Origin of the sequence: Nonomuraea sp. NPDC048916, from assembly GCF_040649575.1 — a bacterium.
GTDB lineage: Bacteria > Actinomycetota > Actinomycetes > Streptosporangiales > Streptosporangiaceae > Nonomuraea.
Genome location: NZ_JBEZFS010000027.1, coordinates 88,829 through 100,379, shown reverse-complemented (window position 1 = coordinate 100,379; position 11,551 = coordinate 88,829). Strand labels below are relative to the sequence as shown.

The 11,551-nt window shown below is 67.7% G+C and carries 13 protein-coding genes; 4 read left to right on the top strand and 9 right to left on the bottom strand.

Going from position 1 to position 11,551, the window contains the following annotated elements; genetic code table 11:
- Positions 1-269: 269 nt before the first annotated feature.
- Complete coding sequence (locus tag AB0C16_RS27270) at positions 270-485, bottom strand: DUF397 domain-containing protein (RefSeq protein WP_357686805.1); 216 nt, start codon at positions 483-485, stop codon at positions 270-272.
- Positions 473-1,303, bottom strand: coding sequence for a helix-turn-helix transcriptional regulator (locus tag AB0C16_RS27265; RefSeq protein WP_357686804.1), 831 nt, complete (start codon positions 1,301-1,303; stop codon positions 473-475). Before AB0C16_RS27265 ends, AB0C16_RS27270 begins: the two co-directional genes overlap by 13 nt.
- A gap of 199 nt (positions 1,304-1,502) precedes the next feature.
- Here AB0C16_RS27265 and AB0C16_RS27260 point away from each other — a divergent pair, with 199 nt between their 5' ends.
- Together AB0C16_RS27260 and AB0C16_RS27255 are read left to right on the top strand one after the other, a co-directional pair.
- Positions 1,503-1,967 carry a hypothetical protein gene (locus tag AB0C16_RS27260; protein ID WP_357686803.1) on the top strand — a complete coding sequence of 155 codons (465 nt, stop codon included), beginning with the start codon at positions 1,503-1,505 and terminating at the stop codon, positions 1,965-1,967.
- A 1,154-nt stretch (positions 1,968-3,121) separates the two neighbouring features.
- Positions 3,122-3,325, top strand: a complete 204-nt coding sequence (locus tag AB0C16_RS27255; protein ID WP_357686802.1) for a DUF397 domain-containing protein — start codon at positions 3,122-3,124, stop codon at positions 3,323-3,325.
- Between the two features lie 84 nt (positions 3,326-3,409).
- Here AB0C16_RS27255 and AB0C16_RS27250 read toward each other — a convergent pair whose 3' ends face one another.
- The 3 genes from AB0C16_RS27250 to AB0C16_RS27240 are packed head-to-tail and all read right to left on the bottom strand — an operon-like array spanning position 3,410 to position 5,154.
- Positions 3,410-4,495, bottom strand: coding sequence for a Zn-dependent alcohol dehydrogenase (locus AB0C16_RS27250; RefSeq protein WP_357686801.1), 1,086 nt, complete (start codon positions 4,493-4,495; stop codon positions 3,410-3,412).
- Positions 4,496-4,513: 18 nt separating this feature from the next.
- Positions 4,514-4,705, bottom strand: a complete 192-nt coding sequence (locus tag AB0C16_RS27245; RefSeq protein WP_357686800.1) for a ferredoxin — start codon at positions 4,703-4,705, stop codon at positions 4,514-4,516.
- Positions 4,702-5,154 carry a pyridoxamine 5'-phosphate oxidase family protein gene (locus AB0C16_RS27240; RefSeq protein WP_357686799.1) on the bottom strand — a complete coding sequence of 151 codons (453 nt, stop codon included), beginning with the start codon at positions 5,152-5,154 and terminating at the stop codon, positions 4,702-4,704. The genes AB0C16_RS27245 and AB0C16_RS27240 overlap by 4 nt, the downstream gene beginning before the upstream one ends.
- An 84-nt stretch (positions 5,155-5,238) precedes the next feature.
- Between AB0C16_RS27240 and AB0C16_RS27235 the strand changes: the two genes are divergently transcribed.
- Positions 5,239-5,886, top strand: a complete 648-nt coding sequence (locus AB0C16_RS27235; protein WP_357686809.1) for a class I SAM-dependent methyltransferase — start codon at positions 5,239-5,241, stop codon at positions 5,884-5,886.
- A 123-nt stretch (positions 5,887-6,009) separates the two neighbouring features.
- On the opposite strand, the gene AB0C16_RS27230 is transcribed toward AB0C16_RS27235, so the two are convergent.
- The 4 genes from AB0C16_RS27230 to AB0C16_RS27215 form a co-directional block, all read right to left on the bottom strand.
- Positions 6,010-6,975, bottom strand: coding sequence for a DUF1702 family protein (locus tag AB0C16_RS27230; RefSeq protein WP_357686798.1), 966 nt, complete (start codon positions 6,973-6,975; stop codon positions 6,010-6,012).
- Positions 6,976-7,143: 168 nt separating this feature from the next.
- On the bottom strand, positions 7,144-8,184 hold the full coding sequence (locus AB0C16_RS27225; RefSeq protein ID WP_357686797.1) for a prenyltransferase: 1,041 nt from the start codon (positions 8,182-8,184) through the stop codon (positions 7,144-7,146).
- Entirely contained in the window at positions 8,181-8,897 is a 717-nt protein-coding gene (locus AB0C16_RS27220) for a methyltransferase domain-containing protein (protein WP_357686796.1), read from the bottom strand. The genes AB0C16_RS27225 and AB0C16_RS27220 overlap by 4 nt, the downstream gene beginning before the upstream one ends.
- A gap of 123 nt (positions 8,898-9,020) precedes the next feature.
- Positions 9,021-10,265: a glycosyltransferase family 4 protein gene (locus AB0C16_RS27215; protein WP_357686795.1), complete on the bottom strand. Its 1,245-nt coding sequence runs from the start codon at positions 10,263-10,265 to the stop codon at positions 9,021-9,023.
- A 252-nt stretch (positions 10,266-10,517) separates the two neighbouring features.
- On the opposite strand from AB0C16_RS27215, the gene AB0C16_RS27210 reads away from it, so the two are divergent.
- Positions 10,518-11,537 (top strand): GDP-mannose 4,6-dehydratase, encoded by a 1,020-nt coding sequence (locus AB0C16_RS27210; protein ID WP_357686794.1) that lies wholly within the window; start codon positions 10,518-10,520, stop codon positions 11,535-11,537.
- Positions 11,538-11,551: the final 14 nt, after the last annotated feature.

The window sequence follows — 11,551 nt, the reverse complement described above, 5'->3', positions numbered from 1 at the left end:
CAGCCGGTTGCCTTCATCGTCATCGATCTCGCGGACGCGAACCCGTTCAGCCACCACAGCAGTCTGAAACGATCACGCCGACCGAGGTGGGACCTTGATCGGCGCGCCGTTACGAAACAGGGCAAACCCGATCTGCTACGGCACTAGGCCCCGATCGTGGGCCGAGTGAAGGTGTGCGGCTTGTCTGTCTACCAGCCAGACACCGTTGTGCGGCGGGCCGAGACACAAAGAGGCCCCTGCGATCGCAGGGGCCTCTAGATACGAGGCGGCTAGAAGTCGAACTCCGAGCTGCGCACACCGCCGGTGAACGCAACCCACTCACTTCGGGAGAAGACCAGAACTGGGCCGTCCTGGTCCTTGCTGTCACGTAGCGCCACTCGGCCACCGGAAAGGGGGGCAGCCTCGACACAGTTGCCGTTGTCACCTGAGAGCGAGGACTTCCGCCACTCGGCAGACCTGATCTCCTCGCTCACTACCAGCTCCATTCCTGCTCCAACCTCTTAGTGATTCTTTCGAGCGAAAGACTCTGGGGGAGTGCTTCAGACCGCACCGTCTGGTATCTGATTCTAAGTGCTTCCACCTCGGGCGGCTGATCCCAAATCCGCCCGAGTATGGGGGAATCAACGTACGCGGCGTCGGGTCGACCCCGCGTCATTGCGATCATGAAGCCACCCAAGAGGCCGGCCGTTGACATGGCACTGTACGGAAGGATTTGTATCGTTACCCAGGGAGTATGCGCCATCTCTAGCAGGTGGGCTAGCTGCTCGCGGATGACGTCTTCACTCCCCACTGGACGATGCAGGATGCCCTCGTCGAGCACAGCCCAGAGTGTCGGAGGGTCGTCACGGCGGAAGAGGGCCTGGCGAGCCATGCGGGACTGGACTGCCTCCTCTACCTGGTCCGGGCGGACCCCAGGCTTACCACTCAGGATGGTCTCGGCGTACTTGGGCGTCTGGAGAAGTCCCGGCACGATGGTCGGCTCCCACGTCCACAGTTCCCGCGCTCGCCGCTCGATCTCCATCCATGGGAGAAGCGAGCGGAGGATTGATGTGCGTCTTTCGGCTGGCAGCAGTTTGAAGAGATGCCGGGGCTCCAGCCCTAACACCACTTCGCACTGTCGGATAAGAGCATCGGGCGGGTTCCTAATCCCTCTCTCGACCATGCCGGCCAGGGAGGAACTGTAACCCGCCTGGATCGCGACCTGCTCAAGGGTTAGACCTTTGTCAAGGCGTAGTCTTCGCAGCTCTCGGCCGAATTCGAGTAGTGGATTGCTGGCATCCGGGTCGTGCTCGGGATCGCTCATTGGCATCTCCTCTCCGAACCGTCAGCACGTGACAGCACACGTGATACACACAACTACGCCGCATCTGTACGGCACTGTCCTTCCTCTCTTCCGCACAACGTAGCTGATCGCTGACACCCTGGGGAGGGCCGAAGAGATATCAAATCTTCGGACACACAAGATCCCATGCCTTGTGTCGGCCGGACGATGGAGGTGGACGATGACGACACTGGACCAAAAGGCCGCATATCACGCCAGTGCTCTCAAATCGCATTCGATGGAATCGATGGCCGCGCAGCAAGACGCGCTTGCCGAACTGCGGGAAGTCCTGAAGGAGATGGGTATCCGGTCTACCGTCGAGACGCACATATGCCTCGTGGTTGGGTACAAGCGCGGTAGCGATAAGGAGATTGCCTTCCCGGTCTCCGAACCTCCCATCATCGATCAGCCAATACTGCGCGTCTTCGGGCCGGGCAAGGAGGAGATCGCGACGGCCGTAGTCGGCGGTCGTTCGGGCTCTTACCTGGTGACGGTGCCAGCGGTGAGCAAGATGCCTAAGGTCGTCCGGCCCGGTAGCCGACCGAGCCTGAACAAAATCGGGATCGACATCCTGCATGCCTACAAGGCAGTCACAGGGGGCGTGGTCGCGCCCGCCCTCATCGCCACCGCATCCAAGGACGAGTGATGAGCGCAGCGGACGCAGAGAGGCGTGGATCGCTCTCTGACCTGCCCTCGGAAGAGCGCCGCATGGCGCAGCTGGTTCGCTCCATCGCAGATCAAGCACGGGGTGACTGGCTCCACCGTCGACGCCAGGACGGCCCAGAACGCGGTGAGGGTGGGGACGGTCCAACAGGCCCGCCATGATCCGCCAAGGGAGATACGGGATGACTCCTGACAGCGGGAGGAGCGCAGCGCACGACAGTCAGCGCTGCTATCACTGGTGTGGCGCTGCCGAATGCACCGCCTCGTGCAGTCTCGACTGTCACATCTGCCACCCGCCAAAGCCCGCATGGGGGACGGCCGTGGGACCGCTACACCCCAGCGTCGTGGCATGAACGCCGTGCACAGGTCGCGAGGCTGCCGCCAAAGGAGGGGCCGGACCCACCGCGGAAGCGGGCGCAAGGAAAGTTAGCGCTCGGGAAGTACCTGCTCGCGGCCTGGGCCCTGTTGGCCCACGCCATTCCTGGACTCCCCCGGAAGCAGCATTAAGGCCGTCTCGCTCTGATACGCGGGCGATAGCGTCCGGGGTGACGCCCTGATCGCAGCCCCAGTCCATCGGGCTTAGCGAGGCTTGCCTAATTAGCGAACTAATCAACCCTGCCTGGTGAGGAACACGCGCGCATGCGCGCGCAGAGGAATCAGGACATGCAGGATATAGGCGTGTCGAGTGGGAGGGTTGTGACTATTCCTATATATGCGAATCTGGGCGCATTGTGGGATGTTTCCGCTTGCTCTACGGGCAGTAGAGTCCTAACCTTCGAGGTTCTCGATTTTCGACGGTCCTATATGACCCCTGAACTGGCCAAATGCTCTTTCGAGCGGTGATTAAAATGGCCTTGTGAGAGCGCCCTCTTAGGGAGCTGGGCACGGCCCCGGCATGTTGAGGATTCGACCGGGTTCGATTCGTTGCGCGTGGCCGATGGCGGGTGCCTTCTCCGGCAATAACCGCTTTAATCTCGTGGAGTCAACCGCCGGAGGGCAGGTATCCACTGATTCTCTGCTGATCGCGCAGCATCAAAAACGCTATGACACGATACGGGCAGGCGCCTACCCTGCGAGGCAATCGCAGCGGACGATCAAGGATGCGATAGACAGATGGAACACGCAAAGCTAGGCGAAATGGACTTGGCCGAAGCTGTCTGGCGCAAGGCGACGATCTCGGGTGACGGCGGCGGCGGGGGGTGCGTGGAAGTCGCCACGAACCTTTCCGAGGTCGTCGCGGTGCGGGACAGCAAGGACCCCGCAGGCCCGGTCCTGGTCTTCACCTCGCACGAATGGGCCTGCTTCCTGGACGGTGCCAGCCGTGGGGAATTCAACCAGTAGAGGCATGGGATACGGAACTGACCCCGGGGTCGAAGACGGACCGCCGGGGTCAGAGACGAGATCATGCACGTGCTTCGGTGATTACTAGTCCATGAGGACGATCTGGCGGAGGACCTCGCCGCTCTTGAGGGCGGCCACGGCGTCGTTGAGGTCGGCGAGCCGGATGCGGGAGCTGATCATCGACTCCAGGTCCAGCTTGCCCGCCTTGTAGAGGTTGGCGAAGTAGGGGAAGTCGTGCCGCACGTCCGCCTCGCCGTACAGGCTGGAGAGCAGGTTCTTGCCCTCGAAGAGCAGGCTGAAGGCGGAGATCGACACCATGTCGTCCATCGCGCCCGCGCCGACCACGATGACGTCGCCGCCCGCCCGGGTGACCTGCCAGGCGCTCTGGATGGTGGCCGACTTGCCGACCACCTCGAAGCCGTAGTCGAAGCCGCTGCCGCCGGTCAGCTCGGCCAGCGCCCCGGGCACGTCGTCGGGGGTGACGGCGTGGGTGGCGCCGACCTTCTTGGCCAGCTCGTGCTTGGACGCCAGCGGGTCGATCGCGAGGATCGTCCGGGCGCCGGCGACGCGGGCGCCCTGGATGACCGAGAGACCGACGCCGCCGCAGCCGACGACCGCGACCGTGGAGCCGGGCCGGACCCGGGCGGTGTTGATCGCGGCCCCGACGCCGGTGGTGATGCCGCAGCCGATCAGCGCGCCCACCTCCCACGGCACGTCCGCGTCGATCTTGATCACGCCCTGCCGGGGGACGACGATCTCCTCGGCCCAGGTGCCGCAGCCGGCCATGCCGAACGCCGTGGTGTCACCGCCGAAGCGGAAGTTGCCCTTGCTGAACGACTCGATCACGTACTTCATGCAGAGGAACGGCTGGCCGCCCAGGCACAGGTCGCACTCCTGGCAGGCCGGGCGCCAGCTGATGACCACGTGGTCGCCCGGCTGGACAGAGGTGACGTGGTCGCCGACCTCCACCACCTCGCCCGCGCCCTCGTGCCCGGGGACCAGCGGCACGGGCTGCGGCAGCACGCCGGTCATGGCCGACAGGTCCGAGTGGCAGACGCCGGTCGCCTTGATGCGTACGCGGACGTCGGTGGGCCCGACCGGGGCCAGGGTGACGTCGTCACGGATGTCCAGCTTGTCGTCGCCTACGGCGTGTAGAAGGGCGGCGCGCATGGGGGGTTCCTCCTCCAGCTATTCCTCAAGGGAAAGTGCGGCTTTGGGGCAGGAGCGGACCGCGTGCCGCACGCGGTCCTGCAATTCGGGGGGTGGTTCGGGCAGCAGGATGTGGAGCTGGTCGTCATCGTCCACATCGAACACCTCGGGTGCGAGCCCCATGCACACCGCATTGGCCTCGCACACCAACTCGTCGACTTTGACCTTCATGTGAGCCTCCTGTGGTCCCATGAGACCACTTTGGTGCGCTCCACCACGAATGCGACCCGCTTGCGGCCGGTCTGCTCGACGTATGGCAGCAGCAGCTCGTCCGCCACACCCGGGGTCATCCTGCGGGCGACCGCCAAGCCGATGGCCAGGACGTGCTCGGGCTCGTCCACACGCTTGGCCTCGCCGTACACCAGGACTCCCCGGAGCTCCGCGTAGTCGTCGCCGGCCTCGACGAGGCAGCTCACCCGCGGGTCGCGCTCCAGGTTGCGCGTCTTCTGGGCTTTTCCGTACGTCCAGAAGGCTATACGTCCCTCGTCGAGCCCGTAGAACATGGTCACCAGGTGCGGTGTGCCGTCGGGGTTGATGGTCGCCAGCTGAAGCTTGCGAGACCCCTCCAGGAACGCGGTGACGTCTTCGTCGGACATCGCGATGCGAGCGCGCTGATTCACGCTGCCAAGTAGAACAGGTTGCATAATGCCGGGCAAGGGGCCCCTGGAATGTTGTTCGGTTCCGTTAGGGTCTGCGCTATGACGATGCCGCCTGAACTGGTGTACGCAGCCGAGCACGCCAAGGGGTTCATGCCCTCGAAGGAGGGGATGGCCCTGTTCGAGGCCGCCTTGAGATACGGCGGGCGCGGCCCGATCTGCGAGATCGGCACCTACTGCGGCAAGTCGGCCGTCTACCTCGGCGCCGCGGCCAGGCAGGTCGGCTCCGTGGTCGTCACCGTCGACCACCACCGCGGCTCGGAGGAGATCCAGCCGGGCTGGGCCCACCACGACCCGACCCTGGTCGATCCGCGCTTCGGCAAGATGGACTCGCTGCCGGAGTTCCGCCGCGTGATCGCGGCGGCCGGGCTGGAGGACGAGGTGATCGCGATCGTCGGCCGGTCGGAGCAGGTGGCCGGGCTCTGGAACACGCCGCTCGGCCTGCTGTTCATCGACGGCGGCCACTCCGAGGAGCCGGTGACGCGCGACTACGAGGGCTGGGCGCCGCACGTCGTGCGGGGCGGGGCGCTGGTCTTCCACGACGTCTATCCCGACCCCGCCGACGGTGGGCAGGCGCCTTACCGGGTCTACCTGCGCGCGCTGGAGTCGGGCGCGTTCGCCGAGGTGGCGGTGGAGGGGTCGCTGCGTGTGCTGGAGCGCGTGGCCCCCGGCATCGGATCTCGGCCGGGTGGCTGAGATGGAGTGAATTTCGGCCGGGTGGGTGGGTGGAGTGGATTTCGGCAGGGATGCTGAGTGGTGAGTTCGGCCGGGTGGCTGAGAGGGCGGCTCGGGTGTCTTCCGGTCGCGGCGGAGCGGCGGTCAGCCGTGCCGCCGGGCCCAGGCCCGGCGGGTGCCGGCCTGCCAGGTCAGGAAGTCGTCGTGGGTGTGCGGGTCGTGGCCGAGGGCGATGAGCGCCCCGTCCACCCATGAGGCGGCCTCGTCGGGCTCGGCTCCGGTCAGGACCGGCACGGCCCGCCGTACGTGGTCGGGCAGCGGGCTGGCCCAGAGCCCGGTGGCCGCGGCGAACGCGCACCCCTGGGCCAGGTGGGCGCGGAAGCCGTCGGCACCCGCGTGCTCGGCCAGCTGTTCCAGGTCTCCGGGGTCCACGCCGCCCACGCGCGTCGCGGCGAACCCGGCGCCGCTCCACAGGTCGGCCCGCCGCCCCGCCGGGTAGGCGGAGATCCGGGCGGCGACGTCGCCGGGCGAGGCGCAGTCGTGATACCAGAGCAGCCGGCCCAGCCCCTGGTCGAAGGTCCCGCGGAAGGCCCTCGTCGGCAGGTCGGGTATGGCCCGCTCGCCCACCATCCGGTCGGTGTGGTCGAGGCTGCGCTGGAACCCGTAACCGTCGACGGCCAGCCAGCGGAGCAGCGGATGGGACCGCTTCGCCCGCCGGACCGGCCGCAGGCGCAGCAGCGCGTAGCCGCGACCGGCGCCGAGGTGGGCGGCGTACTGATGGGACGCGGCGGGGCCGGCCAGCAGCTCGTGCAGGCGCCGGCCCCGGGTAAGGGTGAGCAGGTCGAGCGCGGTGCAGGCGGCGCCGGCGCCCTCGTAGGCGAAGGCCCGCTGCTTCGGCGGGAGCTCCTCGATCTTGCCGATCTCCTGCGAGACGACGGCGTTGAAACCGAACAGGTATGACTTCTCGGCGTCTTCGATGATCGTTCCCGCCGGTCCGTGTCTGAGGATGAACCTTCGCCGCCCCAGATCCGCCTCGTGCTCTTCGCGGGCCAGCAGCCTTCGCCAGCCGCGAGCCTGGCTCAGGGTCGGTTCGGTCGTGTCCTGGTGCAAGAACGCTGTTGTGCCCGTGTCGCCCACGCTTCCCCCGAAGACGCCTCGTACGGCCACACCCGAAGCTAGCCATCCCCTTCGGAGCACCGGAGGAGCCGCTCCGATTTTCCCGGCAAAGAACCCGCAAAACCCCTTGCGCGTGCGTACGGAGGGAGAGTGGGAGAGCCGTCAGGCGCGTGCCGGGGTGCAGCCGCAGAGATCGGGATCGGAGGGCGAGACGGACGGCGCGGCGAGCTCGCGGAACAGCGCGGAGCCGGCGGTCAGGCCGTGCAGCGCGTCGGCGGCCAGGATCACCGCGGCGGCCGTGTAGGCGGAGCGCTCGTGCGGGAAGTGCTTGCGGTTGGCGAACTGCCAGCCCGTCCAGTAGGAGCCGTCGTCGTGACGCAGGTGCTGCATGTCGGCGAAGAGGCGGGCCGCGCGCTCGCGGTCGCCCAGCGCGTCGAGCGCCAGCACCAGCTCGCACGTCTCCGCCCCGGTCACCCACGGCTGGTCGGAAACGCACCGGATGCCGAGCCCGGGCACGACGAACGTGGACCACTCGCGTTCCAGCAGCTCGAAGGCCTGGGCGCCGCGCACGGCGCCGCCGAGCACCGGGTAGTACCAGTCCATCGAGTAGCGGCTCTTGTCGGCGAACGCCTCGGGATGGGCCGACAGCACGTGCGCCAGCCGGTCGGCGGCCAGCTCCCAGTGCGGCTGCGGATCGCCCAGACGGTCGGCCAGCAGCACCCCGCAGCGCAGCCCCTGGTGGATCGAGGAGCACCCGGTGAGCAGCGCGTAGGTCGAGGCCCGGCCCTGCGCGTCGCGCTCCCAGACGATCTCGCCGCGCTCGGTCTGCAGTCCCACCACGTAGTCGAGCGCGGCCTTGACCATCGGCCAGCTCCGCTCGGTGAACGCCTGGTCGCCCGTGACCAGGTGGTGGTGCCAGAGGCCGGCCGCGATGTAGGCCGCGTGATTGGACTCGCCGCCCCGCTCCACGGCCACGCCGCCGACCAGTTTCATCGGCCACGAGCCGTCGTCGCGCTGGTGCTCGGCCAGGTAGTCGTAGCCCCGCCGGACGGGGGCGCGCAGCCCGGCGACGCTCATGGCCATCAGGCACTCGATGTGGTTCCACGCGTCGACGTGCCCTTCGGGCCACGGGATGCCACCGTCGTCCTGCTGGATCGCCGCGATGCTCAGCGCCGTCTGGACGATCTCGTCGCGACCGATCACGCCGCGGGCTTCCTGACGTACAGCACGACGCTCTTGCCGATGAGCGGGTTGAGCAGGGTCTCGGCGATCCGGGTCGCGGCCGGGCGCTTCATGATGTCCCAGACGAGCAGCTCGTGGTAGGCCTTGGCGAGCGGGTGGTCGTCGTTGTTGACGCCGACCGCGCACTTGATCCACCAGTAGGGCGCGTGCAGGCCGTGCGCGTGGTGGTGGGGGCCGATCTCGAACCCGGTGGCCTTCAGCTTCGCCGACAGCTCAGCCAAGGTGTAGATCCGGACATGTCCGCCGGGAGCCGTGTGATAGTCCTCGTCCAGCGCCCAGCAGATCCGCTCCGGCAGGAAGCTGGGCACGGTGATCGCGGCGGTGCCGCCGGGCTTGAGCACCCGGAAGATCTCCCGCATCGCGGTCATGTCGTCGGGGATGTGCTCCAGCACCTCGGCCGCGATCACCCGGTCGAAGCCGTCGTCCTCGAACGGCATGTCCAGCGCCGTGCCCTGGACGGTCTCGCCCGTCGCGCCGAGCGGCACCTCGCCCGCCTTGTCCATGGCCACGAACATGGCCGCCACGTCGTCCAGCTCCGACTTGTCCATGTCGAAGGCGACGACGTCGGCCCCGCGGCGCAGCACCTCGAAGGCGTGCCGGCCGCCGCCGCAGCCCAGGTCGAGCACGCGCACGCCGGGTCCGACGGGCAGCCGGGCGAAGTCCACGGTCAGCACTTGACAGGTCTCCTCGTTCTCATCGGGGCGGTGGGCTCACCGGGGGTGGTGGGCTCGTCGGGGTGACGCACTCATCGGGCAACCGGGCTCGTCGGGCAACCGGGCTCATCGGGGGTGGTGGGCTCACCGTGTACGGCGGGCCGCGATGGCCTCGTGGTACGCCTCGACGGTCTTCCTGGCGACGACGTGCCAGGTGTAGCGTTCCATGACCCGGTCGTATCCGGCCCGGCCCACCCGTTCGCGCTCCTCGCGCGAGTCGTGCAGCCGCCGCAGCACCGAGGCCAGCTCCTCGGCGTCGCCGGGGGCCACCTGGATCGCGGCGTCGCCGACCACCTCCGGCAGCGCACCCGTACGGCTCGCGACCAGGGGAGTGCCGCAGGCCATGTGCTCGACCGCCGGCAGCGAGAACCCCTCGTAGAGCGACGGCACGACCGAGACCTCCGAGGTGGCGATCAGCTCGCCCAGCTCGTCGTCGGAGATGCCGTGCACGAAGCGGACCCGGTCCTCCAGCGACAGCTCCTTGACCAGCTGCTCGGTGGGGCCGCCGGGAGTGGGCCGGCTGACCACGGTGAGGTTGACGTCGCGCTCGGTGGCCAGCTTGGCCACGGCCCGCAGCAGGGTGGCGACGCCTTTCATCGGCGAGTCGGCGCTGGCCACGGCGACGATCGAGCCCTTGCGCCGCGGCTTGTCGGGACGCGGGTGGAAGTAGCGGGTGTCGACGCCGAGCGGGATCAGCCGCATGCTGGCCTGCGGCACGTTGAAGTCGCGGTGGATGTCGGCCAGCGACGACTCGCTGACCGTCAGGATCGGGTTCAGCCGGGGCGCGACCTTGGCCTGCATCTTCACGAACCCGTACCACCGGCGCATGGTCAGCTTCTTGACCCCTTTGGCGGCCTCCAGCTCGATGCGGCGGTCGACGCTGATCGGGTGGTGGATGGTGCCGACCACGGGGAAGAGCTTCTGGATGCCGAGCAGGCCGTAGCCGAGGGTCTGGTTGTCCTGGACGACGTCGAAGTCGCCGACGCGCTTCTTCAGCTCGCGGTGGGCCCGCAGGGTGAACGTCAGCGGCTCGGGGAAGCCCGCGGTCCACATGGTGGCGACCTCGAGCCAGTCGATCCAGTCGCGGTACTCGCCGAGCTTCGGGGTCCTGAACGGGTCCTCGTCGCGGTAGAGGTCGAGGCTCGGCACCTTGTTGAGGATCACGCCCTCGTCGAGCTCGGGGTAGGGCTGGCCGGAGAACACCTCGACGTGGTGCCCGAGGGCGACCAGTTCGCGGCTCAGGTGGCGGAGATAGACGCCCTGCCCGCCGCAGGTGGGCTTGCTGCGGTAGGACAGCAGCGCGATCCGCAGCGCGTCGCTCACGGACACCCCTTTCTCCTTCGGTAGCACCCAGAGTCGGGCGTGTACCGTGAAAGATGACCTTAGTCCGAGAAGGCTACCATTCGGTAGGTCGGCTGGAATTGTTCCTAACCTGGCCCGCACACCGTGCTATCTGCGATGTTGGCACGACCGAGCGATGTTCGGTAGAACGTGTTCTAGGTTGACGAGGTGCTGTGACAAGCCGCTTAGCTGTACATTCCCGTCCAAATGGACGCGGTTAGTGATAAGGGGAGGACCCCGTTGGCCAGGCGCGCTCTGATCACCGGCATCACCGGCCAGGACGGTTCCTATCTGGCCGAGCATCTGCTCGGCCAGGGATACGAGGTCTGGGGGCTGGCACGGGGCCAGGCCAATCCGCGGGTGTCGGGCATGCGCAAGCTGCTGGCCGACGTGAAGGTGGTCCGGGGCGACCTGCTCGACCAGGGGTCGCTGATCTCGGCCGTGGAGCGGGCGCAGCCCGACGAGGTCTACAACCTCGGGGCGATCTCGTTCGTGCCGATGTCGTGGGAGCAGGCGGAGCTGACCGCCGAGGTCACCGGAATGGGCGTGTTGCGCATGCTGGAGGCCATCCGGGTGTGCTCGGGGGTGTCGCGAGGCGGCTCGCCTAACGGGCAGATCCGCTTTTATCAGGCTTCGTCCTCTGAGATGTTCGGCCAGGTCAGCGAGACGCCCCAGACCGAGAGCACCTCCTTTCACCCCCGCTCGCCCTACGGCGTGGCCAAGGCGTACGGCCACTTTCTCACCCAGAACTACCGCGAGTCGTACGGCATGTTCGCGGTCTCCGGGATCCTGTTCAACCATGAGTCGCCGCGGCGCGGCGCCGAGTTCGTCACCCGCAAGGTGTCGCTCGGCGTGGCCCGCATCAAGCTCGGTCTGGCCGGCGAGCTGCGCCTGGGCAACCTGGAGGCCCGGCGCGACTGGGGCTTCGCGGGCGACTACGTCCGGGCCATGCACCTCATGCTGCGGGCCGCGACCCCCGAGGACTACGTGATCGGCACCGGCCGGATGAAGTCGGTCCGCGAGCTGGTGGAGGCGGCCTTCACGGCCGCGGGCCTGGACTGGGAGAGGTACGTCGTCACCGACCAGGGCCTGCACCGGCCGGCCGAGGTCGACCTGCTCTGCGCCGACCCCAAGAAGGCCAGGGTGCAGCTGGGCTGGGAGCCCACGGTGCCGTTCGAGGAACTGGTCGCGATGATGGTCGAATCAGACCTCCGCCTCCTCACCGACGGCGGCGACCCCGGTGACGGTTCCTGGCCTTAGGTCTGTAGACCACC

Bases quoted from the DNA above. Each gene is read 5' to 3' on its own strand.
- AB0C16_RS27270 (WP_357686805.1), bottom strand. From the start codon at position 485: ATGGAGCTGGTAGTGAGCGAGGAGATCAGGTCTGCCGAGTGGCGGAAG.
- AB0C16_RS27265 (WP_357686804.1), bottom strand. From the start codon at position 1,303: ATGAGCGATCCCGAGCACGACCCGGATGCCAGCAATCCACTACTCGAA.
- AB0C16_RS27260 (WP_357686803.1), top strand. From the start codon at position 1,503: ATGACGACACTGGACCAAAAGGCCGCATATCACGCCAGTGCTCTCAAA.
- AB0C16_RS27255 (WP_357686802.1), top strand. From the start codon at position 3,122: ATGGACTTGGCCGAAGCTGTCTGGCGCAAGGCGACGATCTCGGGTGAC.
- AB0C16_RS27250 (WP_357686801.1), bottom strand. From the start codon at position 4,495: ATGCGCGCCGCCCTTCTACACGCCGTAGGCGACGACAAGCTGGACATC.
- AB0C16_RS27245 (WP_357686800.1), bottom strand. From the start codon at position 4,705: ATGAAGGTCAAAGTCGACGAGTTGGTGTGCGAGGCCAATGCGGTGTGC.
- AB0C16_RS27235 (WP_357686809.1), top strand. From the start codon at position 5,239: ATGCCGCCTGAACTGGTGTACGCAGCCGAGCACGCCAAGGGGTTCATG.